The sequence below is a fragment of the Flaviflexus equikiangi genome, assembly GCF_014069875.1.
GTDB classification, from domain to species: domain Bacteria; phylum Actinomycetota; class Actinomycetes; order Actinomycetales; family Actinomycetaceae; genus Flaviflexus; species Flaviflexus equikiangi.
The window spans coordinates 990,486-1,016,719 of sequence record NZ_CP059676.1 but is presented as its reverse complement, the minus strand read 5'-3'; the positions used below and the strand labels follow the sequence as shown (position 1 = coordinate 1,016,719).

General features: G+C 64.3%; 23 protein-coding genes. 7 read left to right on the top strand and 16 right to left on the bottom strand.

Going from position 1 to position 26,234, the window contains the following annotated elements; genetic code table 11:
* Positions 1 to 74: 74 nt before the first annotated feature.
* Genes H2O75_RS04810 through H2O75_RS04800 form a run of 3 tightly spaced genes read left to right on the top strand, consistent with a single transcriptional unit; the run spans position 75 to position 2,632 of the window.
* Entirely contained in the window at positions 75 to 983 is a 909-nt protein-coding gene (locus H2O75_RS04810; protein ID WP_182174390.1) for an ABC transporter ATP-binding protein, read from the top strand.
* Positions 980 to 1,699: an ABC transporter permease gene (locus H2O75_RS04805; RefSeq protein WP_182174388.1), complete on the top strand. Its 720-nt coding sequence runs from the start codon at positions 980 to 982 to the stop codon at positions 1,697 to 1,699. Before H2O75_RS04810 ends, H2O75_RS04805 begins: the two co-directional genes overlap by 4 nt.
* A gap of 6 nt (positions 1,700 to 1,705) precedes the next feature.
* Entirely contained in the window at positions 1,706 to 2,632 is a 927-nt protein-coding gene (locus H2O75_RS04800; protein WP_182174386.1) for a COX15/CtaA family protein, read from the top strand.
* A 114-nt stretch (positions 2,633 to 2,746) separates the two neighbouring features.
* On the opposite strand, the gene H2O75_RS04795 is transcribed toward H2O75_RS04800, so the two are convergent.
* The 6 genes from H2O75_RS04795 to H2O75_RS04770 all read right to left on the bottom strand — a co-directional run bounded on the left by H2O75_RS04795 (position 2,747) and on the right by H2O75_RS04770 (position 9,318).
* Positions 2,747 to 3,514, bottom strand: coding sequence for an FKBP-type peptidyl-prolyl cis-trans isomerase (locus tag H2O75_RS04795; protein WP_182174383.1), 768 nt, complete (start codon positions 3,512 to 3,514; stop codon positions 2,747 to 2,749).
* A complete protein-coding gene (gene pafA, locus H2O75_RS04790) occupies positions 3,511 to 4,875 on the bottom strand; it encodes a Pup--protein ligase (RefSeq protein WP_220462789.1) in 1,365 nt (454 codons plus the stop codon). The genes H2O75_RS04795 and pafA overlap by 4 nt, the downstream gene beginning before the upstream one ends.
* A 14-nt stretch (positions 4,876 to 4,889) precedes the next feature.
* Positions 4,890 to 5,063, bottom strand: coding sequence for a ubiquitin-like protein Pup (locus H2O75_RS04785; RefSeq protein ID WP_182174380.1), 174 nt, complete (start codon positions 5,061 to 5,063; stop codon positions 4,890 to 4,892).
* A 2-nt stretch (positions 5,064 to 5,065) separates the two neighbouring features.
* Complete coding sequence (gene dop, locus H2O75_RS04780; RefSeq protein ID WP_182174377.1) at positions 5,066 to 6,625, bottom strand: depupylase/deamidase Dop; 1,560 nt, start codon at positions 6,623 to 6,625, stop codon at positions 5,066 to 5,068.
* Positions 6,622 to 8,208: a proteasome ATPase gene (gene arc, locus H2O75_RS04775; RefSeq protein ID WP_182174374.1), complete on the bottom strand. Its 1,587-nt coding sequence runs from the start codon at positions 8,206 to 8,208 to the stop codon at positions 6,622 to 6,624. The genes dop and arc overlap by 4 nt, the downstream gene beginning before the upstream one ends.
* An 81-nt stretch (positions 8,209 to 8,289) precedes the next feature.
* Entirely contained in the window at positions 8,290 to 9,318 is a 1,029-nt protein-coding gene (locus H2O75_RS04770) for a tRNA (adenine-N1)-methyltransferase (RefSeq protein WP_259365314.1), read from the bottom strand.
* A 53-nt stretch (positions 9,319 to 9,371) separates the two neighbouring features.
* On the opposite strand from H2O75_RS04770, the gene H2O75_RS04765 reads away from it, so the two are divergent.
* Positions 9,372 to 10,196 (top strand): RecB family exonuclease, encoded by an 825-nt coding sequence (locus tag H2O75_RS04765; RefSeq protein ID WP_182174371.1) that lies wholly within the window; start codon positions 9,372 to 9,374, stop codon positions 10,194 to 10,196.
* Here H2O75_RS04765 and H2O75_RS04760 read toward each other — a convergent pair.
* From H2O75_RS04760 to H2O75_RS04750, 3 genes are read right to left on the bottom strand one after another with little or no spacing between them, the layout of a single operon-like run.
* Positions 10,177 to 10,641, bottom strand: a complete 465-nt coding sequence (locus H2O75_RS04760) for a MauE/DoxX family redox-associated membrane protein (RefSeq protein ID WP_182174368.1) — start codon at positions 10,639 to 10,641, stop codon at positions 10,177 to 10,179. The genes H2O75_RS04765 and H2O75_RS04760 overlap by 20 nt on opposite strands.
* Positions 10,641 to 11,858, bottom strand: a complete 1,218-nt coding sequence (locus tag H2O75_RS04755) for a cysteine--1-D-myo-inosityl 2-amino-2-deoxy-alpha-D-glucopyranoside ligase (RefSeq protein ID WP_182174365.1) — start codon at positions 11,856 to 11,858, stop codon at positions 10,641 to 10,643. Before H2O75_RS04755 ends, H2O75_RS04760 begins: the two co-directional genes overlap by 1 nt.
* Before the next feature lie 17 nt (positions 11,859 to 11,875).
* Complete coding sequence (locus H2O75_RS04750; RefSeq protein WP_182174362.1) at positions 11,876 to 12,718, bottom strand: undecaprenyl-diphosphate phosphatase; 843 nt, start codon at positions 12,716 to 12,718, stop codon at positions 11,876 to 11,878.
* A 47-nt stretch (positions 12,719 to 12,765) separates the two neighbouring features.
* On the opposite strand from H2O75_RS04750, the gene H2O75_RS04745 reads away from it, so the two are divergent.
* Together H2O75_RS04745 and H2O75_RS04740 are read left to right on the top strand one after the other, a co-directional pair.
* Complete coding sequence (locus H2O75_RS04745; RefSeq protein WP_259365313.1) at positions 12,766 to 13,710, top strand: aldo/keto reductase; 945 nt, start codon at positions 12,766 to 12,768, stop codon at positions 13,708 to 13,710.
* A 259-nt stretch (positions 13,711 to 13,969) separates the two neighbouring features.
* The gene (locus H2O75_RS04740; RefSeq protein WP_259365312.1) at positions 13,970 to 15,520 is read left to right on the top strand and encodes an SLC13 family permease; all 1,551 of its coding nucleotides are present in this window, start codon (positions 13,970 to 13,972) and stop codon (positions 15,518 to 15,520) included.
* Positions 15,521 to 15,591: 71 nt separating this feature from the next.
* Here H2O75_RS04740 and H2O75_RS04735 read toward each other — a convergent pair whose 3' ends face one another.
* The 7 genes from H2O75_RS04735 to H2O75_RS04705 all read right to left on the bottom strand — a co-directional run bounded on the left by H2O75_RS04735 (position 15,592) and on the right by H2O75_RS04705 (position 22,387).
* Complete coding sequence (locus H2O75_RS04735) at positions 15,592 to 15,879, bottom strand: DNA primase (RefSeq protein ID WP_182174356.1); 288 nt, start codon at positions 15,877 to 15,879, stop codon at positions 15,592 to 15,594.
* A 341-nt stretch (positions 15,880 to 16,220) separates the two neighbouring features.
* Positions 16,221 to 16,970: an SDR family NAD(P)-dependent oxidoreductase gene (locus H2O75_RS04730; protein ID WP_182174353.1), complete on the bottom strand. Its 750-nt coding sequence runs from the start codon at positions 16,968 to 16,970 to the stop codon at positions 16,221 to 16,223.
* A 19-nt stretch (positions 16,971 to 16,989) separates the two neighbouring features.
* Positions 16,990 to 17,979 (bottom strand): 2-hydroxyacid dehydrogenase, encoded by a 990-nt coding sequence (locus H2O75_RS04725; RefSeq protein ID WP_182174350.1) that lies wholly within the window; start codon positions 17,977 to 17,979, stop codon positions 16,990 to 16,992.
* On the bottom strand, positions 17,957 to 19,501 hold the full coding sequence (locus H2O75_RS04720) for an FGGY-family carbohydrate kinase (RefSeq protein WP_182174346.1): 1,545 nt from the start codon (positions 19,499 to 19,501) through the stop codon (positions 17,957 to 17,959). Before H2O75_RS04720 ends, H2O75_RS04725 begins: the two co-directional genes overlap by 23 nt.
* Positions 19,502 to 19,533: 32 nt before the next feature.
* The gene (locus H2O75_RS04715; RefSeq protein WP_182174343.1) at positions 19,534 to 20,094 is read right to left on the bottom strand and encodes a glycerol-3-phosphate responsive antiterminator; all 561 of its coding nucleotides are present in this window, start codon (positions 20,092 to 20,094) and stop codon (positions 19,534 to 19,536) included.
* Positions 20,087 to 20,866: a class I fructose-bisphosphate aldolase gene (locus H2O75_RS04710; RefSeq protein ID WP_220462788.1), complete on the bottom strand. Its 780-nt coding sequence runs from the start codon at positions 20,864 to 20,866 to the stop codon at positions 20,087 to 20,089. The genes H2O75_RS04715 and H2O75_RS04710 overlap by 8 nt, the downstream gene beginning before the upstream one ends.
* A gap of 201 nt (positions 20,867 to 21,067) precedes the next feature.
* On the bottom strand, positions 21,068 to 22,387 hold the full coding sequence (locus H2O75_RS04705) for a M20/M25/M40 family metallo-hydrolase (protein WP_182174337.1): 1,320 nt from the start codon (positions 22,385 to 22,387) through the stop codon (positions 21,068 to 21,070).
* 235 nt (positions 22,388 to 22,622) lie between these two features.
* Between H2O75_RS04705 and H2O75_RS04700 the strand changes: the two genes are divergently transcribed.
* Entirely contained in the window at positions 22,623 to 26,165 is a 3,543-nt protein-coding gene (locus H2O75_RS04700) for a S8 family serine peptidase (protein ID WP_182174334.1), read from the top strand.
* Positions 26,166 to 26,234: the final 69 nt, after the last annotated feature.

Sequence of the window (26,234 nt, the reverse complement as noted above, 5' to 3'; positions counted from 1 at the left end):
CGATCTGGGACGTTCCGGACGTATTCCCAGCAGGGGTTCCCCGACAGGGCGCCCGTGCACACTACACTGGTTGCATGATCCCCCACGCGCTCGAGGTCGATCGCCTCGTCATGTCCTATGCGGGCCGCAGGGTCGTCGATCACGTGTCCTTCGCTGTCGCCCCCGGCACCGTCGCCGCGATCCTCGGGCCCAACGGCGCCGGCAAGACCACGACGGTCGAATGCTGCGAAGGCCTGCGTGCCCCCGACAGCGGCACGATTCGACTGCTCGGCCTCGACCGGCAGTCAGATGATGCTGAGCTGCGAAGGCGCGTCGGCGTCATGCTGCAGGACGGCGGACTATCCCAATCACCGACGGCTTCAGCGGTTCTCACGCACGTCTCCCGCCTGCACGAGAGGCCGCGCGATGTGGGGGAGCTCATGGACATCCTCGGACTCACTCCGCACGGGCGCACCCGTGTCCGACACATGTCGGGAGGCCAGCGCCAACGCCTCGCACTCGCTTGCGCTCTCGTGGGAAATCCCGAGCTGGTCTTCCTCGATGAACCATCGGCCGGCCTCGACCCAGCATCCCGGCGTGATATGCACGAGCTGATCCGGGACCTTGCCAGTCACGGCACCACCGTCGTCCTGACCACCCATCTCATGACGGAGGCAGAGGCCTTGGCCGACCAGGTCGTCGTCCTGCGCTCCGGCACGATCCTCGCGGACGGCCCGGCCGCGAGCCTCCTCGGGGGCCGCTCCATGTGGCTCGAGGGCCCAGGGGCGGGTTCTCTCGAGGAGCGCCTGGCGGCTGAGCTCCCCGGCTTCACCTATCGGGCACAGCCGGACCAGCTGGAGGTGCGCACGGGCACGGATGCCACCCCGGCAGATCTTGCCCTCCTCGCACATGCGCTGACTCGGCTCGACATCGACTCGGTCAGTGTTTCGCTCCGCCCGAGATCCCTCGAGGATCTCTACTTCGATCTCGTGGAGGCACGGTGACCGCTCTCGCCCAGACCCGTTTCGAAACTGTCACGATCCTTCGGAACGGCGAACAGACCACCCTCAACATCCTGCTCCCCGTCGCTGCTCTCGTCGCGCTTGCGAAGGTGCCGATCGGCGGTTCGGATCCGATGCCGGTCGGCCTTGCCTATGCCTCGGCGCTTGCCCTCTCCTGGGCGTCGACCGCCTTCACCTCCCAGGCGATCGCCGTCGCCTTCGATCGGCGGTGGGGCGTGCTCCGCATGCTTGCCACGACCCCGCTCGGCCCGCGCGGCCTGTTCGCCGGCAAGTTCGGCGCTGTCGGTCTTGTCGCCCTCGTCCAGACCATCATTCTCACGCTCGTCGCACTCCCCCTCGGACTCAGCGTGTCTGCCGCCGTTATCCTGCCGGGGCTTGCCTTCCTCGTTCTCGGGCTTGCGGCTTTCCTGGCTCTCGCCCTCCTCATCGGCGGGACGCTGCGGCCCGAGGCCGTGCTGGCTGTCGCCAACCTGCTGTGGATCGTCATGGCGGGGCTGGGCGGAATCCTCGTCGAAGCCTCCGCCTATCCGGACTGGTGGGCCGCGCTCGTCCGATTCACCCCTCCAGGCGCACTCGGGGAGGGCCTGCGGGCGCTGGCCACGGGCCACAGTGTCGCCATCAGCCTGCTTGTTCTGGGAGGATGGGCTGTGGGTGTTGGTCTTCTGGCCGCATCACGTTTCCGTTGGGACTCGAAATAGGAACTCATGTACGTCGACCGTAGAACCCGCACACTCGCCATCGCCAACCTCATCGCGCAGATCGGCATCATCGTCACGGGCGGCCTCGTCCGCCTGACCGGCTCAGGGCTGGGCTGTTCCCAGTGGCCGCTCTGCGAACCGGGGCAGTTCACTCCCCAGTTCACGGAAGAGTCCTCCCTCCATCCCTACATCGAGTTCGGCAACCGCACGCTGACGGGCGTGCTCGGCATCATCGCCATCGCACTCATCTGGTCGGTCTATCGCCGCGAACCCACCGCGTCTCGCCCCGAGATCAAGAAGCTTGCCTGGTTCCCCCTTATCGGGATCATCATCCAGGCTCTCGTCGGCGGCATCACCGTCTGGGTCGATCTCCATCCGGCCGTCGTGGGAAGCCACATGCTGATCTCTCTCGCCCTCGTCGCCGTCTCGGCCTACCTGCTGTGGCGGATCGTGAGGCCCGATACTCCGCCCCGTCCCCTCGCGTCCTTCGCACGTCCGTTGACGATCGCACTCGCGCTGTCTGCCACGCTGCTCGTCGTCCTCGGTGTCATCGTCACGGGTGCCGGCCCTCATTCGGGCGATGTGGAGGAGCCCTACCGGTGGGCGATGGACACGGTGATGATCACCCGCGTCCATTCCGCCGCGGCGTGGCTGTTCACCGCGATCACCATCACCGGGCTCGTGCTCCTCAACCGGCTCCAGGACGAGACCGGCGAGAAGAAGGCCGCGATGTCAGCCTTCGCGGCCGTTCTCGCGGTGACTCTCCTCGAAGGTCTCGTCGGCTACATCCAGCACGCAACGAACCTTCCCGAGGCCCTCGTCATCATCCACATGCTCCTCGCAGCCCTGCTCGTCACGGCCGTCACTCGGGCAGCCGCCTCCCTCCATCCCCGCAGCCACGCCCTCGATCGCTCCCCCACCGCCAGCAGGTAGCGGGAGCGGTCGAGACGGCCGCTGTCCTCGTACGATGCGGGTGGAGAACCCTGATCGTACGAGGATCGCCTGAAGCGCCGACTCGCTCGGGTCAGCCGATGGCGAGAAGTCGCGTCAGCCGATGGCGAGAAGGTCGATGAGGACGACCAGGTCGGCCGTGCCCTGCGCCTGCGCGGCCGGCACCTGGATGAGGAGCCTCGATCCGATGAAGGATTCGGTGACGCTCGTCCGGACGCCCTCGAACGTGTCGTTGAGGTCGAGGAGGATCGGCCCCTGCCCCCACGTGCTGTCGACGAGCTCACCATCGCGGTAGACGGAGTACTGGACATACACATCGTCATCGTCCCCCACTTGGGGACCATCCCCTCGGACGACGACCTGGGTGGACAGCCTCGAGATCTCGACCGTTCCGGTGACGAGTGGTGTACCGTCGTCACCGACCGTCACCGTCAGCGGGCCGGAGAGCTCTCTCGCCTGGCCCTGAACCGACGTGTGGAGGATATCGACGACGATGATCTCGGCCCCGCCCTCCTGCGGATTGATCGTGAGAACCCTCGAACCCTCGCGCATTCCCTCAGCCTCGATCGGTGCATCCCCGACGGACGCGAGGATGGGAGCCTCCCCGCCGGCGAGGAGCTCGCCGTCATCGTTGAACGAGGACACGGTATAGAGAATCGGTGACTCTGCTGTCAGCTCGCGTCCCAGACCCTCCACGTCGGTCAGGGTCGTCTGACCATCGGGGAGGTCCCCTCCCACGGTCGACAGGCGGGGGCTGCCGAGATCACCATCGACCTCGACGGTCAACGGCACGGGTGCCGGCTCTTCCGGCTGCGACTGGCAGGCGGACAGGACGAGGACGAGGGCGAGAAGGTAGGGCTTCACACGTGCTCCAGGAGAGCATCGACTCTCTCGTCGACGGCAGCGAACGGATCCTTGAGGATGACGCTCCGCGCTCCATCCGCTTCGAGAAGCCTCAGGTTCATCCAATCCACCATGAAGTCCCGGCGGGCCTCGCTCGCGGCCTTGACGAAGCGTCCGCGCAGAGCGGCACGCGTCGTCGCCGGCGGGGAGGCGACGGCATGGTCGATCTGTTCGTCCGTGACGAGCGAGTCGAGGAGACCCTGCGATGTCATGGTCCGATAGAGGCCAGAGGTCGGAGAGATATCGTGGTAGGCGAGTTCGAGCCTGCGCAGGCGGGGATCATCCCACCCGGCACCCGATTTCGTCCGATACCTGTCGAGGAGCTTCCGCTTGACCACCCAGTCGAGGGTGGTATCGAGCTTGTCGAGATCGCCTGCCTCGAGATCGTCGATCGCGGACATCCAGAGCGCGGCCAGCCGCCGCCTCGTCGGATCCATCTCCGCCATGTAGCCGCGTGACTCGTAGTGGCTGTGCGCGGCCTGCGCATATTCGCGTTGGATCTGGAGCGCGGTCAACCGACGACCATCCTCCAGCTCGACGGTCTCGCGCAGATCGATATCGTGGGAGATGTCCCGGATCGCCCGCATCGGATCGACCAGCTTGAGCTTCGGGAGAACAACGCCGTCGTCGAGGAGCACGAGAAGCATCTCTGTCGTGGCGAACTTGAGCGCGGTCGATACCTCCGACATGTTCGTGTCCCCCACGATGACATGCATGCGGCGATACTTCTCGATGTCGCCGTGCGGTTCGTCCCGAGTGTTGACGATCGGCCTCGACCGTGTCGAGGCTGACGAGATCGCGTCCCACATCTGGTCGGCACGCTGAGAGATCTCGAACGATGCTCCCATGGGCTGGTTGCGGATGTGGCCGGCGCCCGTGAGAACCTGACGGGAGATGAAGAACGGCACGAGCGAATCGACCCGCGCCCGGAAGTCGCGGCGCCTGCGGATGAGATAGTTCTCGTGGCAGCCATACGAGTTCCCGGACGTGTCCACATTGTTCTTGATGAGGTGGATCCGCTCGGGCATGCCCTCCGCGATCAGGCCCTCGTTCGCCTCGTCCGCCATGGACTGGAAGATGCGATCGCCCGCCTTGTCCATCGCCACCAGATCCACGATCGAGTCGCATTCCGCGGACGCATATTCGGGATGTGCTCCCACGTCGAGGTAGAGGCGCGAACCATTCGTCAGGAACGTGTTCGTCGACCTGCCCCATTCGACCACCCGTCGGAAGAGCCGCTGCGCGGCGTCCTCCGGTGTGAGAGTCGAGGGCTGTCCCGTGATCGTCGCGGTCGTCAACCCGTATTCGGTCTCGACTCCCATGACCCGCCGAGGTATCACTGGCCGCCCTTCTGGACGAAGCCCTGGACGAAGGCTTCCGCGTTCGTCTCCAGCACCGAATCGATCTCGTCGAGGAGAGAATCGATACCCTCATGCTCGTGCTGTCCAACGGCCAGGTCCTGCGGGGCTGACGTCTGCTTCTGAGCCTGCTTCGATATGCGTTCCTGCATGATCATCCTCTCAATCGGTGAAGAAAAGTCGAGATGTCGGGCGCCTCGAGCGCGTCCCCGACGAGATCTCGCGTGCCCGCGAGCGGGTTCAGGGTGGGGATCCGCAGCAGCGACTCCCCACCGGCATCAACCGTGACGGAGTCCCAGGCCGCCGCATAGACATCGCCAGGGAAGGCGGTGATGAGGGAGCCCCGTACGAAGGCGCGCGTGTTCTCGGGAGGGACGGTGGCGGCCTGCACGACCTCGGACAGTGAAAACAGGCGGTCGATACGCCCGGCCCGGTCGAGCCTGTCGACGATCGATCGTCCCGCACGCAGGTCATGCCACTGCAGGTCGAATGCGGCAAGCTTGGGGTCGCGCCATGTCATACTGCCGCGCGCCCTCATGGCCTCGAGCATCTGATACTTGGCCACCCACTCCACTTTCCGTGCGGCCGCGAACATGTCAGTGCGGAGCATCTCGATCACCTCGTCCCACGTGTCGAGGAGGAGACGGGTCTCGTCATCGAGGGGCCCTGCCGCCGTCATCGCGTCCCGGCAGAGCCTGGCGTAGGAGGCCTGGATGTCGAGCGCTGTCGCGGAGGATCCGTCCCGCAGCGCGATCCGGTGCGTCAACGACAGGTCGTAGGAGACCTCCTGCGTCTCCCACACGGGATCCGCGATCGCCAGCGAGTCGAGCTCCAGGCCGACCCCGCTGTTCTCGAGCACCCACAGGACCGCTGCGGTCGTGCCGAATTTGAGGAAGTTCGAGATGTCGAACAGGTTCGCGTCTCCCCCGATGACGTGGAGGCGCCGCCACCGGGTCCCCGCATGAGGCTCGTCGCGTGTATTGATGATGGGACGGTTGAACGTCGTCTCGAGGCCGATATCGTTCTCGACATAGTCGGCCCGCTGGGAGATCTGGAAGCCCGGCTCCTCCGAACGCTGCCCGCGACCGACGCGGCCAGCCCCGCACAGGACGGGCCGGGTCACGAAGAACGGGATCAGGGCTCCGACAAGATCGTCGAAATCGACGGAACGATCGACGAGATAGTTCTCGTGCGAACCGTAGGTCGCACCCTTCCCGTCAACGTTGTTCTTGTAGACGATGTACTCGGTGCCCGCGCGGCCGGCGATCTCCATCGCATCGCGCGCGATATGCTCCCCGGCCCTGTCGTAGAGCACGGCGTCAAGGGGTCCGAGTGTCTCTGGCCCCGAGTATTCGGGGTGAGCGTGGTCGACATAGAAGCGGGCACCGTTGGACAGCACGGTGTTGGACGCGCGCGGCATGCTCATCTCGGCCTCGCTCGGCCGCCGCACCGCGACGGGACCGGACGGTGCCATCGCCTCCGGGTTGTCCGTCAGCTGGGAAGGATCGGCGGAGGCTCGTTCGAGGCGGAAGCCGCGAGCATCGTTGAGCGGATCTTCGCCCCGATAGTCCCAGCGGATCGGGCCGGAGGGGCTGCCCGCCCCAGCGGAGGCATATGCGTCGACGAGGGCGGCCGATAGATGGATCGGATTGGACTGTGTCGCCGAGAGGATCCCGAACTCTGTTTCTGTCCCGATGACACGCTTGACGCTCACAGCTTCCCCCCGAAGTCCGTGACTGGAGCAGTATCGATCGTCCGGGGTGCAGGCTGCTTGCCTGAAAGGGAGCGGACGAACACGACCCGCTGGGTGGTGGATTGGCCGTTGATCCGTGCCCACTCGTCAGGATTCGTCACGCCGGCGATGTCCTCGTTCTGTCTGATCTCCTGGTCGAGTGCCTCGAGGAGGTGATCGGTCGACAGGCCGCGAACCCCGGTCGCGATGAGATCCTTGATGGCGTAGGTCTTCGCTCGGTCGACCAGGCCCGCGATCATGGCCCCCGATGCGAAGTCGGACAGGTAGAGGATCTCTCTCCCACCGTCCGCGAAGGTGATCTCCGCATAGGCTGTGCTGTCTTTCCGTGCGAACAGTGCGTCGATCGTCGCGTGCGCCATCGCCTCCACCGCCGCCTCGGCGCTGCCGTGTGCCGCGATTTCGTCCTCGTGGATCGGCAAGGCCGGAGTGAGGTACTTCCGGATGATATCGAGAGCGCCTGCATGGTCCGGGCGTTCGATACGGATCTTCACGTCGAGACGTCCCGGGCGGAGGATGGCCGGGTCGATCATGTCCTCCCTGTTGGAGGCGCCGATGACGATGACATTGTCGAGAGTCTCGACGCCGTCGATCTCGGCGAGAAGCTGGGGCACGATCGTCGTCTCCGTATCGGAGGACACTCCCGAGCCTCGAGTGCGGAACAGCGCCTCCATCTCGTCGAAGAAGACGACGACGGGATGGCCGGAGGCTGCGCGCTCCCTGGCACGCTCGAAGATCTCTCGGATCTGCCGCTCGGTCTCCCCCACGTACTTGTTGAGGAGCTCGGGTCCCTTGACGTTGAGGAAGTAGGCGCGGTCGTCCCCGGACGTCGCGGCGAGGGACGTGGCAACCGCTTTCGCGATCAGCGTCTTGCCGCACCCGGGAGGGCCGTAGAGAAGGACACCCTTCGGCGGCTTCAGCCCGTGGTCCCGGTAGAGTCCCGGATGTTCGAACGGGAGCTCGAGCGTGTCCTTGATGTGTTCGATCTGCGAGCCAAGGCCGCCGATGTCTGCATAGGAGACGTCGGGGATCTCTTCGAGGAGGAGCTCCTCGACATCGGGACGTTCGAGCAGCTCGTAGGCGAAACCGAAAGACAGCTCGGCACGGAGCGAATCGCCGGGGCGGACTCCCGAGGCGAGAAGCGGGTCCGCGATCCGGAGGATCTGCTCGGACTGGTTGGCGCTCACGAGGACGCGATCATCGCCGATGACAAGCTTCGCGGTGACGACGTCACCGGTCTTGGGGAAGCCGAGGCCCTCGAGGAGGACGAGCTGTTCCGTCATGCGGACCAGCTGGCCGGGCTTCAATGCTCCCGCCCCGCGGTCGACCGTGACGTTCATGTACCGGCCGGAGAGAAGAATATCGGCCGTGCCGTCGTGTCCCGGCTGCACGAAGATCCCGTACGGGCTCGGCGGGGAGGCGAGAGCCTCCAGCCGTTCGTCCATCGCCGCCAGTTCATCGCGAGCCTTCGCGAGAGCCGCCGACAGTCTCTCGTTCTGCCTGGCCAGTATCGTTATCTGCTCGGTCACGCTGCTTACAGAGCCCATTCGCTTCCTCTCCTCTCCTCCCAGTATCCCGCAGGCATCCCGACCTGTCGAAGTACTCTCCCGCACATCGCGGCCGCACCGTCAGGATCCGGGCGTCCCCTCCGTGCTGACGTGGGAGGATCCGGTCTGTTCCATGTGGGTGCGCTGCTTGACGTCGCGAAGCACCTTCCGGAGCTTCTTGGGTGAGATCTCGTGCTCCTGGATAGGAGCGAGGGTCTCGTCATTCCACGGCATCGTGTCCGAATAGGCGAGTTTCGCGGGGCGGCGCTTCTCCAGAAGCGGCTCGCTCAGGGGCGCGAGGCGGCGTGCGACGACGAGGAAACCGGTATGTGCCACCATCCGGTGATCGGGGCGGACCGCGAGGCCTTCGAGATGCCAGGTGCGGACGACCGTCTCGGAGGCTTCCACCTCGGTGAACGTGTAGGTCGTTCGGAGCTCCTCGACGAAGCGGGACATCTGAGTCGTCGTCGCCACATAGGCGAGGATCACCCCGCCCGGACGCAGCACCCTCATCGCACCGTCGAGGTTCTCCCAGGGCGCGAGCATGTCGAGCAGGACGTGGTCGACGCTGCCGTCCTCCATGTCCTCCATGACGTCGTTGAGATCGCCGACGTGAACCGTCCACGGCGGGATGTCATCCCCGTACCAGCTTTCCACGTTCGCCATCGCGATCGTCGCGAAGTCCTCGCGGCGCTCGACGGACGTCAGGTGCCCGCTCGGTCCGATCGCGGCGAGGAGGGACAGTGCCAGGGCACCGGAGCCAAGTCCTGCCTCGACGACGCGGGCACCGGGGAAGATATCGGCGATCGAGACGATCTGCGCGGCGTCTTTCGGGTAGATCGGTGTCGCCCCGCGGGGCATCGAGAGGACGTAGTCCGAGATCAGTGGGCGGAGGGCCAGGAGGCGGTGGCCATCATCAGTATCGATAACCGAGCCTTCGTCGCGGCCGATGATATCGGTGTGGCGGAGCCTGCCGCGTGCCGACTGGAAATAGCCATCGACAGTCAGCATCGTCGTATATTTACGGCCCTTGACGTCCGTGAGCTGCACGCGTTCACCGGCCCGGAAGGGGCCGCGTCGCCGGTCTGGTCCTGCGGGATGTTGAGTCACAGTCCCCCATCCTACCGGCAAAGCCTGCCCGTCCCGTTGGGTAGGGTTGTCGCATGCGTTACCAGCCAGCCCTGTCGGTATCCCGGATCAACGACTTCAAGCAGTGCCCGTTGAAGTTCCGCTATCGCGTCATCGATCGCATCCCCGAGCCGCCCTCGTCTGCGGCGACGAAAGGCACCCTCGTCCATGCCGTCCTCGAGCACCTCTACGACCTCCCGGCAGAACAGCGCACGGTCAGTGCGGCCACGAACCTTCTCGAACCGCAGTGGGCTGCCATGGTGGAGCGGGATCCTGCTGTCCAGAACCTGTTCGAGGACGAGCCGTTCGAGGCGTGGCTGGAGTCCGCACGCACACTCGTGCACACGTATTTCCGCCGGGAGAACCCCGTCAAGCTCCATCCCGCACGCGCCAACCGGGAACGCATGATCACCGTCGAACTCGATTCGGGGATTCGATTCCGCGGCGTCATCGACCGGATCGACGTGTCACCTCAAGGCGATCTGCGAGTCGTGGACTACAAGACGGGGAAGATGCCCAACCCCAACTATCAGAACGAGGCGCTCTTCCAGGTCAGGGCCTACGGCCTGCTGCTCGCCCGAGCCGACGGGAAGCTGCCGGTCCAATCCCAGCTCATCTACCTGGGATCAGACTCGACCCTCACGTACTGGGCCGACGCGGCTGATAACGCGATCATCGAGGAAACAGTCGCAACCATCTGGTCACAGATCCTTGACCGGCTCGAGGCCGGCACGTTCGAGCCCCGCACATCCCGCCTGTGCGACTGGTGCTCCTTCACGAGCATCTGCCCCGCCTTCGGCGGGGAGGAGCCGCCGATGGTCGAGGAGGGCGCCGCCAAGCTCAGGCGCGTCCAGTCCTAGCCGCCGAGGCGAGCTCGATGGCGAGGATGCTGAGGAAGAGTGGGATGGTGGGCCACTGGGCGACGGAGCCCCACGCGGCGGCCCAGCAGGCGAGAGCGACGACAAGGATCGAGCGGACGAGAGTCCAAGACGTGATCGGGCGGGCAGTCGTGCCGAAGCACTGGCAGGATCGTCCCCGTGCCCGCCAGATGACAGCGAGATAGGCGAGGGCGAGGAGCACCCCTCCGGTCGCGCACACACCCTGGAACGGTTGCGGTGCGAGCGTGAGACCGAGCGCCACAATGATCTGGGCGGCAAGGTGGGCGTAGGCGACGGCGGGACGCATGAGGGGGGCTGGCAATGCCAGGTCTCTCATGGCGCGGAGCATGCTGTGCGGCATGCCGCGCACTTTCGTCGCCGCGGAGTAGGCGAGCAGGCCCGCCCACAGCAGCGCCGCCAGATTCATCAGAGATAGAGGCCGAGAAGCGTCTTACACATGTCGTCGAAGAGCAGTGCACCCTCGCGATCATCGGCATGCTCGTTCGCCTCCGCCCACGCATCGATCGCCTCGAGGGCCTTCGGCGTGTCGAGATTGTCGGCGAGATGACGGCGCACGGTCTCGAGGAGTTCGGATGCTCCCGCTCCGCCGGTGTGCCGGGTGCGACGCCAGCGCGTCACGCGGCGCTCCGCCAGGTTCAGCTCATCATCCGTGTACTCCCAATCGCTGTCCCAGCGGTGGTTGAGCAGTGCGAGTCGGACAACCATGGGCTCGAAGCCCCGCTGGACGAGCTTCGACACGAGGACGAGGTTCCCGAGGGATTTGCTCATCTTGTGGCCCTCGTAGGAGACGATGCCGGTGTTCATCTGCCCCCGGACGGTCACGTCCAGCTCGTGGTGATGGGTGGATGTCATCTCCTGGTGGGGGAAGACAAGGTCGGAACCCCCGCCCTGGATATCGATCGTCGTGCCGAGATAGTCGCGGCTGATCAGCGCACATTCAATATGCCAGCCGGGACGCCACACGCCGGGCTTGGCACCCTCGGCGCGGAAATCATCCCCGAGAACGCCCTTCCACACGATCGGGTCGAGCGGATGACGCTTGCCGGGGCGCTCCGGATCGCCGCCGTTCTCGCCGAAGACCTTGATGAGATCGATTCCGGCCAGGTGCTCGGAGGCGTAGTCCGCATCAGACGTGGCGTGATAGTAGTCAGTCCTGCCATCATCGCCGGTCACACCATAGGCTCGGCCGCTCGCGATAAGATCGCGCACGGCTGTCTCGAGAGGATCGAGGAAGTCGGATACCGCGACCCAGTCCGTGGGCGGGATCACGCGGAGCGTCTCCATATCGGAACGGAACAGCTCGATCTGGGAGTCGGCAAGCTCGCGCCAGTCCACGTCCGTCTGCTCGGCCCGCTCGAACAGCGGATCGTCGATGTCGGTGATGTTCTGCGCGTACTCGACGAGAAGGCCGGAATCCCGCCATACGCGCACGAGCATATCGAACGCGACATACGTGAAGGCATGGCCGAGATGTGTGGCGTCGTAGGGCGTGATGCCACAGACGTACAGCGCGGCCTTCGGGCCGGGCGCGGTCACGAACTCGCCCGTGCGAGTGTCTCGGACCCGCAGGGCTGGTGCCTGGCCCGGCAATGCAGGCAGGTGCGGCAACGGCCAAGAACGCATAGAAACCTCTCCGTGTGTCACTGGGCGGCCAGAACGCCCGCACCCAGGAGGGCGACGACGACGCCGGCGAGCAGCAACCGATAGATGACGAATGGAAGATAGGACTTCGTCGAGATCAGCTTAAGGAACCAGACGATGACGATGTAACCGACAATGAAGGACACCACAGTCGCGACGAGCGTGGGAAGCGCCCCCGCCTGGGGTCCCGTGCCATCGTCCGAGACGAGTCGATACAGTCCCGAACCGAGTACGGCAGGGATCGCGAGAAGGAACGAGACGCGGGCGGCGGCCTCCCTCGTGTACCCGAGCAGCAGTCCGATCGTGATCGTGCCGCCCGATCGGGAAACGCCCGGAACGAGCGCCATAGACTGGGCAAAACCCAGGATGAGTCCGTCGCGCAGCGACAGGTCGGATACGGCGAGGGTCTTCTTCGAGAAGCGGTCCGCGAGGCCGAGGAAGACGGCGAAGACGGCAAGCATGAGAGCCGTGAGGTAAAGGTTGCGGAACACGGAATCGATCGCGTCCTCGAGGAGGAGTCCGAGAAGAACAATCGGGATTGTGCCGATAATCACGATCCAGCCGAGCTTCGCGTCGTGCATGTCCCCCGGGGTGCGATCGCGCCACGGTCCGAACGGCAACGAGTTGAACCAGGCTTTGATGATGCGCCAGATGTCCTCACGGAAATACCAGACGACGGCGAGCTCGGTGCCGATCTGGACGACCGCGGTGAACGTCACCCCCGGATCCCCGAGGGACGGGAACAGTTCCCCGACGATCCGCAGGTGAGCGGACGACGAAATCGGCAGGAACTCCGTCAGGCCCTGGACCAGGCCGAGGATGATCGCTTCTAAAAATCCCATAGGGCAACCATAGGGCCACCTCCGGGGGCATGCAGTAGGCTCACAGTGTGAGAAAACGCAAGATTGGCACAGCGATCTCCCGGGTTGGGCTGGGGACGCTGACGTGGGGCCGCGACACTCCGGCCGACGAAGCAGAGAAGCAGCTGGGCCTGTTCCTGGACGCCGGCGGCATGATCGTCGACACCTCCCCCTACTTCGGAGGCGGCACCGGCGAAGAGGTCCTCGGAGAGCTCCTGCGGGCCGCAGTCGATCGCGACTCCCTCCACCTCGTGTCACGAGCGGGACTGGGAGACGAGGGTGCAGACGCCTCGCGCTCCTCTCTCGAACGGAGCGTGCGATCATCGCTTGCCACCCTCGGAACGGAGTGGATCGACACGCTCGTCCTCGCGGGTCCGGATCGCGATACGGCGATGGAGGAGACGGCGGACGCTCTCGCGGCTCTCGTGCACCGGGGCCTCGTCCACGCTGTCGGGCTCGGCAACTGCCCGGGCTGGTATGCGGGGGTGATGAGCAGGCACCTGGCGGAGCGCGGGATCAGACTGTCCGCCCTCCACGTCGAATACAACCTTCTCCAGCGCGGCATCGAGCGCGAGATCGTCCCCTTCGCCGACTATGAGGGGGCCGCGATCATCGCCTGGTCGGCTCTCGGACGCGGAGTCCTCGCGGGCCGCTACCGCCACTCGATCCCGCCCGATTCTCGGGCCGCCTCCCCACATCTCGGCGGCTTCGTCGAGCCCTATCTCGATCCGCAATCGCGCCAGGTCGTCGAGGCCATCGCCACCGCCGCAGACGGTCTCGGGGTTGATATCGCCACCGTGTCCCTCGCCTGGGTGCTGTCCCGGCCGCACGTGTCATGTGCTCTCGTCGGTCCACGGACCTCAGCCCAGCTGGGAGTGATCCTCAACGATCTCGCCGAGGACATTCCAGATGCTGTCCTGGGTGCGTTGACCGAGGTCACCGCCCCGTCGTGGGGATATCCCGAACGTTTCTGAGTCTACGAGAAGGCTCGCGGCCCGAGCATCCATGGTGGAGTGGCCGGGCCGAAATCGTTGAACGGCGGGCATTTCTCTCAGAAGCTGGCTCGACAGAATTTTCCCATCAGTCATCAGACGTCACTGTGGGCATGAAAATGCCCCTAAACAAATATCTCAATTTCGAGACATACCGCTTGTGAGTCGTTAGGCTCCCAGTGAACAGAGCTGTTCATGGACCAAGTCACGGCCCTGAGCTGTGACGATGATTGGAGTTCGCGTGAGTACCCCTGAAATCCACAAGGTGACTCCGGAAGCGGAAGGAGCATCCGATGCTCCCGTACCCGCCCGGATCAGAAATATTCGACTCATCGGCATGGTGGCTGGCGTCGTCGGCGCAGTCATCATGTACAACATCTTCCCGGCGGAGCTGTCCGCCGACTTCCTATCCTCTCTGACAGACGCCGAGATCGAGACGGATCGCGACACGATCGCATTCGTGGCCGCAATCGCGGTCCTCATGGGCGTGTGGTGGATGACGGAGGCCATCCCTCTCGCCGCAACCGCTCTTATCCCCCTTGTCGCGTTCCCCTTCATGGAGATCGCTCCGATGGGAACCGTCGGCGCATCCTACGGCTCCCCCACCATCTTCCTCTTCATGGGCGGATTCTTCCTCGCGCTGACGATGCAGAGATGGAACCTGCACGTCCGTATCGCGCTGCGCACCGTGCTCCTGATCGGCACGAAGCCAAAACGCCTGATCCTCGGGTTCATGGTCGCGACCGGTTTCTTGTCGATGTGGATCTCGAACACGGCGACCGCGGTCATGATGCTCCCCATCGGCATCTCCGTCCTCGCTCTCGTCGGCACCCTCGATTCGCGCGTGGGCAAGGACTCGAAGTTCGGCACTGCCCTCATGCTCGGCATCGCCTATGCGGCCTCGATCGCCTCCCTGTCGACCCTGATCGGCACTCCCCCCAACACGCTCCTGCGCGGCTACCTGCAGGACAATCACGACATCACGCTGAGCTTCGGCACGTGGATGCTGTTCGCCACCCCGCTGGCCTGGGGATTCCTCCTCATCGCCTGGTGGCTGCTGACAAAGATCTACATGCCGGAGATCGATGAGATCCCTGGAGGCAAGGAGCTCATCACCGAACACCACGAGAAGCTCGGCCCCATGTCCCTGCAGGAGAAGATGACCATGATCATCTTCATCGCCGCGGCGCTCTCCTGGATTCTCGTCCCGACACTCTTCAAGGACCTGCCGATCACGGACGAGATGATCGCCATGATTCTCGCTCTCGTGCTCTTCCTCGTCCCCGCGAAGCCGAAGGAAGGCATCGGGCTGCTCAACTGGGAGACGGCGAAGAACGTGCCGTGGGACGTGCTGCTGCTCTTCGGCGGCGGTCTCGCGCTCTCGGCGGCCTTCGGCTATTCGGGCCTGTCCCTGTGGATCGGCGATCAGGCTAGCGGACTGGCCGGACTGCCGACGATCGTCATCGTCCTCGCGATCACGACGCTCGTCATCTTCCTCACGGAGATGACATCCAATACGGCCACCGCGGCCGCATTCCTCCCGATTATCGGAGGCGTCGCGATCGGCATGGGAGTCGATGTCGAACTCCTGGTCATCCCCGTGGCGCTCGCAGCGACCTGTGCCTTCATGCTGCCGGTCGCAACCCCGCCGAACGCCATCGCCTACGGCTCCGGCTACATCAAGATCGGACAGATGATCAAGGTCGGTATCTGGCTCAACCTCATCGGAATAGTCCTCATCACCCTCTTCACGATGTTCATCGGCCCCGCCATCCTCGGCTACGGCACGTGATGTGATGAAAGCGGTGGGCGGGAATAACCCGTCCACCGCTTTTCTATGCCTTCAGTACTGGCGTGGTCCGCTCAGTCGTCATCCTCGTCGAAGACGTAGTCGTCGTCCTCGTCGATAACCTCAATGTCGTCATCATCGTCATCATCGTCGTCATCGTCATCGACGAAAATGTCGAAGGGAAGCTCGATGCCGTAGCTCGTGAACACCGCGTCGTCATAGATCGTGTACGCGTCGAGCAGGTGATCCGTCGCCTCGAGCACCGAGTCGGCATCGGGATCACGGGTCAGCGAGGCGGTGTCGTGAAAAGCCTCGAAGGCCCCAATCAGGCGGTCAAGCGCAGTGCGCGGATCAGTTTCCATGTCTAGAGCCTATCGTGAAAAGGGGGCGGAGGCACACCACGCGCGACGTCAACGGGCGAGACGTTTTCCCCGAGCTGGAAACCCCCAGCATCGTTGCAGGTCAACGAAATTTAGGGTCACCTATGGTCATGTGAGCTGTAACGGTAGAATCCCGGATATTCTGTCACTCATTTGATCTACACTGTTCACATCTGGATACAGAACGCTTCGTGGCTGACGCGACTGGCACACTGGCTTGCCGCGATCAGTATGGATTCGTACCAGGTCTCCTCGGTGAGGAGGAGTCTGCGTCGGGCGGGGCAGGTGTGGCCCCTAGCCCTGCCCGGCGCAGATCTCGCTTCCTAGTGCAGAAGCTGACCGCCGCTGACGTCGACCGTGGCGCCCGTCATGTATGAGGCTTGATCGGAGACAAGGAACGCCGCGACTGCCGCGATCTGGTCTGCGGTCGCGACATATCCGATGGGGATGCGGGACTCGTAGAACTCTCGCTTCTCCTCCAATGCCTGGGCGATCATGGGCGATTCCATCGTGCCGACCGCGAGGCAGTTGACGGTGATCCCGTTGCCTCCCATCTCCCGAGCCAAAGATCGCGTCATCGTCACGAGACCACCCTTCGCTGTCGCGTAGGGAACGTGACCGGTGGAGGATCCCCTGAATGCTGCCTGGGACGTGATGTTGAGGATCCGGCCGGGACGGCCCTCCCCCGTGCAGTGCTTGATGAGCTCCTGGGAGAGGAACATGGGGGCGGTCAGGTTGACGTCGATCGATCGATCCCACACGTCCTCCGTCACCTCCCCGATTCCCGTCGTCAACCACAGCCCGGCATTGTTGACGAGAATGTCGAGCCCGCCCAGTGCGGCGACAGACTCGTGGAACAGGTTCATCACCTGGGCCCGGTCAGCGAGATCGGCATGGATGGGAACGACATCCCCATCGAGGGAGTCCGCGAGCGCCTGTGCGTCCTCCGCGCGGCTCCGGTAGTTGAGGGCGACTCGGGCCCCTTCGTCGACGAGCGTCTTGACGAGGGCCGCCCCCATTCCAGACGCCCCGCCGGTGACGAGTACCCGTTTTCCCGTGAGTTTGAGATCCACTTGTGTGTGTCCTTGTCTGTCAGTGCGCGAGGTGTGCGAGGATTCGCTGGCTCAGCATGATGGGTGTCTTGGCGAAGGCGTCGCGGGTCGATCCTGCGAGGTGAGAGGTGATGGTGACGTTGTCGAGCGTCATCCATTCCGAGCCTTCGGGAAGTGGTTCTTCGTCGAAGGTGTCGATTGCGGCGCCCTGGATGCTGCGGGTGCGGAGTGCGTCGAGGAGTGCCGCCTCGTCGACAAGTCCGGACCGTGCCGTGTTGATGAGCACCGCATTCGGTTTCATGAGTTCGAGCATGGGGCGGTCGATGAGGTGGTGGGTGTCTTTCGTGAGGCGCGAGTGGAGGCTGACGATATCGGATGTCGCCATGAGCTGTTCGAGGGAGTCGACTCTCGTCCCGTAGTCGCTGTCCTGGTAGGGGTCGTAGAACTGGCAGTTGACGTCCATCCCGCGAAGGAACCTCATGACGAGTTGTCCGATGGCGCCGGCTCCGACGAGTCCGACCGTCCGGCCCTCCATCTCCCCGATCGCGTCCCCATTCGGGAAGTCTTTGAGCCAGACGTGGTTCCGCATCGCCGCATGTGTGCGGGCGATGTTGCGCGTCTCTGCGAGGATGAGGCCCACCGTGAACTCAGCGACGGCTCGGGCGTTGCGTCCGGCCGTGTTGAGGACGGTGATGCCGGCGCGTTCGGCGGCCTCGGCGTCGACATTCTCGGTGCCTCCTCGAAGGACGCCGATGATCGAGAGGTGGGGGCTGGCGGCTATGAGCTCCGCACCGATCGGCGCGAATTGGGTGATGATGATGTCCGACTGTGCGGCGAGTTCGGCGATGTCGTCGGGCAGCGGAACACCGTTGGGGCCGTTCTGTTCGACGAGGAGGTTGACTTCTTGGAGCTGTTCGATGGATTCGGTTTCCCACTCGACATAGGTGATGTCGTGCTCGGCGAGAGCGGCCGTGCCCTCCTTCAGCATGTCGAGGGGAATGTAGGCGTCAGCGATGGCAAGGATTCGCATGGTGTCCTTCGTGTGTGCGGAGCGAGTCGATGTGCGCGATGAAGCGCGCGTAGCGTGCCCGGAAGAGCGCGGTGAACTCGGGATCGGGGTGGATTGTGGTGCGCGGGGCGGATGTCATGGCGGACACCGCGGCGCGGACGTCGGGATAGAGGCCTGCTGCGACGGCGGAACAGATGGCGGTGCCGAGTGTGCCGGACTCTGTCGCGTCGACGATATCGAGTGGCATGCCGATGGCATCGGCGAACATTTGCAGCCAGATCGTCGAGTTTGCTGCCCCTCCCGTGAATCGGGCGTGGCCGGCGAAGTCCCCGTGGGTTCGAAGCTGGTCGATGTGGTAGAGGTGGGAGAAGATGACGCCCTCGTAGACGGCACGCACCTGGTGGCGGATGTCATGGTAGGACGTGAGGCCGACGAAACCTGCGCGTCCGTCGGGGATGATGTCGGTGCCGTTGATGTAGGGAAGGAAGAAGGGGTCCTCCACGTCGGGGGTGACGTCCCGGATCATGGTCTCGCATGCTGCGAAGACATCGGCATCCGACCGTTCCTGCCCGAAGGCCGCGAGCGCGGGGCGGATGACGGAGTTGATGTACCAGTCGAGGTTGGCGACGCCGTTCGGGCTGGCGTCGAGGAACAGGTAGGTGTCCTCGATCGGGTAGGGCACGGTCAGCCACACCTTTCCCTCGTCGGTGACGGTCCGGGATAGGACTTCGTTGATCGACCAGGTGCCTGTGATGACGGTCAGTTCGTTCTCTTCGACCAGGCCAGCCGCGAGGGCGCCCGCGACGACGTCCATGACACCTCCCGCGACGGGCGTTCCGACGGCGAGTCCTGTCTCGGCCGCCGCGTCGGCCGTGATGTGGCCGGCGATCTCGGTGGAGCGGCAGAACTCGGGGATCTTCTCCTGCCATCGTGAGATGCCGTAGAAGTCGAGCAGGTCTGCGTCTGGCTCTTTCGTGACGACGTTGGCCATGCCGACGGCGCAGGAGTCGGTGATCTCCATGGCTGCTCGTCCGGTGAGACGGAACCGGATGTAGTCTTTCGCGGAAAGGACGTAGTCCGTGTCGTCGAACAGGTGCGGTTCGTGCTGGTCGAACCAGGCGAGCAGGGCGGGCGGTTGTCCCGCCCACACGGTCGATCCTGTCTTCGCCCTGACACGCCTGTCGTAGTCCGGGTGGGCAAGCCACTGGTCGACGATGCTCTGTGCACGAGTATCGGTCGATACGACGCCGGGGCGGGGCGCGCTGCCGTCTTTCCGTGCGAGGTAGATGCCGTTGCCGTGGCCGGTGACTGCTAGGGCTGCGATGGTGGTGGGGTCGATGCCGGAGGTTTCGAGGACGCGTCTGATGGCGGTGACGTTGGCCTGCCAGAACTGGTCGATGTCTCGCTCGGTGAAGAACGGCCGTGGGACCTGTGTGGCGAGGTGGGATTGGGCGATGGCGTAGACATTGCCGGCCATATCGTACAGGGCGGCCTTGGTGACCGTCCCGCCGTTATCGATGCCGAGAACGTAGTGAGGCGTCAACGTTGACTCCTTTAAGTCGTTGGAAGAGAGGCTTAGGCCATGTCCCACAGGCCGGGACTGCTGGCGGTGAGGGCGCGGTATCCGCGGTCGAAGAGCATGTCTCGCTCTTTGCCGGTGACGATCATGCCGCCGGCTATGAGGGTGGTGCTTTCGCGGAACGGTTCGAACTCGTCCCAGTAGCGGTGGGCGAGGGCGCCGGGAAGGACTTCGATGCCGTCGGGCCGGACCTCGGTGAGGATCTGGATGCCCTTCTCGAGGGATCGGGAGTCCATGATGAAGACGCGGAGGATGCCGAGCATGCCGGCCTTCTGGGCATAGCTGACAACCTGGGCGCTCTGGGTGAAGACGCCGCTGACGCCGAACATGTTCTTGAGGAGTCGGATGCCCTCCCTGTCCGGCTTGAAGCCGCCGATCAGATCACAGTGCACGAGCACGCGATGATCGGCTTCGATGCACTTGGCCGCGAGAGCCTCGAGGTTGCCGATGTGCACGTTCGTGAGAAGCACGTAGGGTGACGTGCTGTCGAGTGCGGTCTCGAGTTCTTTCAGATGGCGGACGGAGGGGATGACGGTCCGCTCGGGGATCTCAATCATCGATCTGCGTGTAGAGCGCCATGGCCTGCGCTGCCGTCGCATCCTCGTGGACGAGCGCACCGAGGGCGGACACCATCGCCAGCGGCTTCGGATCCTGCGTGACGTTGCGCCCCACGGCGACACCCTTCGCTCCGCACGCCATGACGTGCGCGACGAATCCGAAATAGGTTTCGTGATCGGACTTGGGCCCGCCGAGAGCCAGGACGGGCACGGTGCAGTTCTCGACGATCAGTCTGTCCCTGTCGGTCCCCGAGAAGCGTGTCTTGATGATGTCGGCGCCGAGCTCCTCCGAGAATCGGGCCGCCGTGGCAATCTTCTCCGGGTCGGCAGATTCGGGTGTGGTGACCGCATACCCGTAGGGCAGGGCTTCGCACATGAACGGAACGTTCCACTCGGCCGACTGGCGTGTGAGGCGGGCCGCGAACTCGTTGGTTGCCCGCTCATTGTGGGCCCCGGGGAAGTTCATGATGACGACTCCGTCGGCACCGAGCTTCACGGCGTCCAGGATGTCGAAGGCCGGCATGTTGTCCGGGACCGAGCCGTCGTAGACGGCGGTCGTCGTATCCACCCGGAGAGTGAGACCGGCGCCCGTGAAATACTGTGCGAAGTTTCGGGCCTGGCCGTAGGTGACGAGAACGTTGTCGAGGCCGTGCTCGACCATCTCGGGAACCTTCCGCGCCGCAGCATCGACCCCGGCGGTCTTCTCGCTGAAGCCGAAACCATCCAGAGCGAGTGACACGGACTTCCCGTCCGCAGCAAAAATTCTGTTCATCCTACGTGTCTTCATTCTTCTCCCTTGAAGCGATATGCCGAAAATTATTGGTGAAACGACAAGAAGGCCCGCGCAACACTGTTGCAACGAGCCTTCATGACCATCCCGATGGAATATTTTGTTTGTGCCAGCATAGCATCACAATATCCGGGCCGTGAAGCACCTCGCACACATAGGATGAATATCTGCGAGGTTTTCTCCTCAGCTGGCGAGGAAACGAGCCAGGACGCGCGTCCCGAACTCCAATGCCGAGACGGGAACGCGTTCGTCGTTGCCGTGGAACATGGCGGAGAAGTTGTAGTCCGCGGGCAGTGCCAGCGGCACGAAGCCGTAACCGGTGATGCCGAGAGACATGAGGGACTTGTTGTCCGTTCCCCCCGACAGGAGGTAGGGAGCGATGATGCCGGTCGGGTCGTCCGCGAGGAGAGCATCCGCCATGCGGCCCACGATCGGCGCATCGAACGGCACCTCATAGCCCGTCGTCATCACGAGAGAAGAGACCTCGATCCCCTCCCCGGCAAGATCCACGATCGTCTGGTGAGCCTCTGCCTCCGTCCCGGGAATAGGCCTCATGTCGACCACGGCGCTCGCAACGCCCGGGATGACATTCGCCTTGTATCCTCCCGACAGCTGTGTCGGATTGGCCTGGGTTCGCAAGGTGGCGCCCACGAACGGCGCAGCCGGCCCCAGGGCCGCCACCAGAGCGGCAAGATCGTCTGGATCTTCCGTGAACGGCAGGCCCGTCAGTTCGGACACCTGCGTGAGGAGGGCAGTCACCGTGTCGGTGAGGTGGAGCGGCCACTCCTTCGCGCCGATGCGGGAGATCGCAGACGCCAGCTTCGTGATCGCATTATCGTTGTTGACCTGGGAGCCGTGGCCGGCCCTGCCGCTGGCCGACAGGGTCAACCAGTTCATGCCCTTCTCCCCCGACTGAAGCATGTAGACGGTCTGCTCCCCCACTGTCACGGAATAACCGCCGACCTCGGAGATCGCCTCCGTTGCTCCCTCGAACAGCTCGGGATGATGGTCGACGAGCCACTGGGCACCCCACACGCCACCGGCCTCCTCGTCGGCGAAGAATGCCACGATAAGCTCACGCTCCGGCTGCCACCCGCGCACACTCATATCCCCAAGGACGGTCAGCATCATCGCGTCCATGTTCTTCATGTCGACCGCGCCGCGGCCCCACACGTAACCGTCCTTGATGATCCCGGCGAACGGATCGACGGTCCAGTCCTCGCGTATCGCCGGAACGACGTCGAGATGCCCGTGCACGACAAGGGCTGGCAGGTCCGGATTCGATCCCGGCACTCGAAGGATCACGTTGGCCCGTCCGGGCTTGGACTCGATGATGATCGGGTCATAGCCGTATCCGCGCAGGTAGTCGACGACGAAATCGGCCGCTGGACGCTCCGGCTTCGTCCGCGGATCATCGCCGAAGTTCGACGTGTCGATGCGGATGAGCGCGGCGCACAGCTCGGCAACAGCGGACGTATCTAGGGCGGCAGGGTCGATAGTCATAGCGAAACCCTATCGTGAAGCCCGAAAGCGGTCCACGGTGACCAGCATGGGAAATCGGGGATGGGTCGACAATCGTGCCAGTCGGACGGACTCACCGCCTGTGCTTGCGGCCGTGCGTCCACAGGCACCGTGATCTCAAATTCGTGAGAACGAATGACACGCCAGGTGATATAGAGCATACTTTAGTAACCTTCGTCGCGATGTTGCGGCGATGTTGTCAACAAGAGGAGAGCACATGACGAGCCATGTTACGGGCCGCAGGAGAACATTCCGCACCTGTATCGCCATGCTCGGCGCAGGTGCGGTCAGCTTTGGGGCACTTGTTGTCCCCGCAGCCGCCGCACCGAGCATCGAACCCCTGAACGATCCCGACCCATCCGTCCTCGTAGGCACGTCCACGTCCCAGGCGTCAGTTGCAGGATCCGCCTTCGGATCCCGCGCAACCGGCGAATGGTTCGTGGAATTCCGTAGCCTCCCCATCTCGCAGGGAGGCACCCAAAGCCGCCTCAACGCAGAACTGCAAGACCTGCAGGCCGCAGCCGACGACCTCGATATCGAGGTCTCCTCGTCCTACAGCCAGCTGTGGGCTGGCGCAGTCGTCAGCGCCGATGATGCCGAACTCGCCCAGCTGCGCGAAAGCGTCGATGTCGCCGCAGTCTTCCCCGTCCTCATCGTCGACGCCCCCGAGACATTCGACCAGGGCGCTGAACCCGACATGGCGTTCGCGAACGGCATGACAGGGGCAGGCTTCCTCCAGGAGGTCGGATACAAGGGCGCCGGTCAGACCATCGCCATCATCGACACCGGCGTCGACATCGACCATCCCGCCTTCGGCGGAACCGGAGTATCAGACACGACACCCTGGTCGCCCGTCACCGGCAACGGCAGCCGCATCATCGGCGGCTGGGACCTCGTGGGCGATGCATACGATGCTGACCCGAGCTCGCCGAACTACAACCCGATCCCCGAACCGGATGAGAATCCGGACGACTGCGGCGGACACGGCACCCACGTTGCCGGCATTGCCGCAGGCAACGATGAAGGAGCCGGCTTCGCCGGTGTCGCGCCCGAGGCCAACATTCTCGCCTACCGCGTCTTCGGCTGCGACGGGTCGACTGACTCCGAGATCATGATCGAGGCGATGGAGCGGGCCGCCGCTGACGGCGCCGACATCGTCAACATGTCGATCGGCGCATCCTTCATGACGTGGCCGAACTATCCGACGGCTGTCGCCGCCGACAACCTGGTCGACAAGGGCGTCGTCGTGACGGTCTCGCAGGGCAACTCCGGCGACTCCGGCATCTTCTCGGGCGGCGCTCCTGCCGTCGCCTCGAAGGTGATCTCGGTCGCCTCCGCCGACAATGTGGCGTCCGAGGCGAAGGCACTCTCCGTGTCCGCTCTCGATGATCGCCTCATCGGCTACTCCCCCGCAACGGGTGCACCGCAGCCCCCGACTGACAACACCGAGCTCGAGATCATCGCCTACCCTGCAGGCTCCGAGACGGGCGCCGTGCCCATCGAGGGAGCCGAGGGCAAGGTCGTTCTCGTCCGCCGCGGCGTCACGTCCTTCTACGACAAGGCAAAGGCCGCCCAGGACTCCGGCGCTGCCGGTGTCATCATCGACAACAACGTGGCCGGAGCGATCAGCGCAACCGTTGAGGGCGATCCGTCAATCACGATCCCGACGGTGACGATCTCCATGGACGACGGCGACGCGATACGCGCCGCAATCGCTGACGCTGAAGCACCCACGATCACGTGGACCGACCAGACGACGGTGTCCCTCATCGCGACCGGCGGCCTGATCTCGGACTTCTCGTCCTTCGGCCTTGCCGCTGATCTGTCGATCAAGCCGCAGGTGACGGCCCCCGGCGGCCTCATCAACTCGGCATACCCGCTCGACGCGGTCGATGACGACGGCTCCGGATACGCAACCCTGTCGGGAACGTCGATGGCCGCCCCGCATGTGGCCGGAGCTGCCGCTCTGCTGCTCGAGGCGAGCCCTCAGCTGACTCCCGCCCAGGTTCTGACGAATCTCCAGAACAACGCTGATCCGATCCCGTGGACACTGGCGGAGTCCTTCTCCGAGCCTGTCCACCGTCAGGGTGCCGGCATGATCAACATCCTGCGCTCCGTCATCAACGCCTGGGAGGGCACCCAGATCTCTCCCTCGGAGATCAACCTGCGCGACGCGGACAACGGGCCGACTGAGACCACAACCCTCTCGATCACGAACCGCGGAACGGAGCCGATGACTCTCGTCCCCGTCCACGACCCCGCCCCCGCATCATGGGGAATCAACGAGATCCCCGGCTTCTACGGCGCTTTCGCGACAGTGACGTTCTCGGCCGAGTCCGTGACGGTCCCCGCAGGCGGATCCGCGACGATCAACGTCTCGATCACCGAGCCGGACTTCCCCGGCGCGATCTACTCGGGCCACGTGTATATGCTGGATGAGGCGGGCGAATACGTCGTCAACGTCGTTCCCTACGCGGGCATGGCAGGCAACTACGAATCCGATGTCGCCTTCATCGAACAGTGGACGTACGCCGATTACGGCTTCACCGCGGAGGATCTCGGCGGCGAGGATCCCAACCAGCCGATCTACTCCACGCCCGGACTCGGTGTTCTCGAAGACTGCGGCGTCCTCCTCGAGGGTGAATGCGTCTCCGAGGGCTACTACTCGTGGGGCCTCGACGAGTACCTCTACACGATGGAGGACGGGGACACCCCGTACGCGATCCTCCACATCCAGAACCCCGTGTCGTACATGAAGATCGAGGCGTTCCACGCCACAGCGGATGGAACGAAGGGCGCTCCCGTCAGCCCCGACTACAACCTCGTCTACGAGTCGTACGGCGAGGGCGCCGCCCCCGGCATCCAGGTCTTCCAGTGGGACGGCACCTTCCGCCGCTCCGCAGAATCCGACCAGTTCCTCACCGCACTCGATGGTGACTACATCATCGAGGTCACGGCAGTGAAGGGCGTCGGTTCGATCGACAACCCGGACGACGTCGAGGTGTGGACGTCACCGGCGTTCACCATCGACCGTGACGATGCTCCCGGCACGGGCCCCGGCGACGGTTCGATCGATGAAGAGATCGACCGCGGATTCCTGCTCTACAACGACTTCACCTCCGCAGCCGACCATTCCTTCCGGTTCGGTCGAGTGAACGACGAGGTCTTCGTCGGAGACTGGGATGGTGACGGCATCGACACGATCGCGGTCCGCCGCGGCAAGACGTTCTTCGTCCAGAACCAGCTTCTCGGCGGAAACGCCGAAGTCCAGTTCAACTACGGACGCCTCGGCGACGAGGTCTTCGTCGGAGACTGGGATGGTGACGGCGTCGACACGTTCGCGGTTCGCCGCGGCACGACGTTCTATGCACAGAACGAGCTCAAGGGCGGCAATGCTGAGAACCAGTTCAACTACGGACGCGCCGGTGACGAAGTGTTCGCGGGCGACTGGAACGGCGACACGCGCGACACGTTCGCCGTGCGCCGCGGCAACGCCTTCTTCGTCCGCAACACGCTCTCGGGCGGCGCTGCAGACACGACGTTCAACTATGGTCGCAAGAATGACGATGTTCTGGTCGGTGACTGGGATGGTGACCTGAAGGACACGATCACGGTCCGCCGCGGCAACGTCTTCTTCGTCTCCAACTCCCTCGTCTCGGGCGCGGCTCAAGCCGCTCACACCCTGGGCCGGGACACCGATGAGGTCCTCGTCGGTGACTGGAACGGTGACGGGATCGACTCGATCGGCCTGCGCCGCTAACAGATGATGCCCCCGGCAGCCACGCTGCCGGGGGCATCTCCATGCCCACCGACGTACCCAGTACGCGAC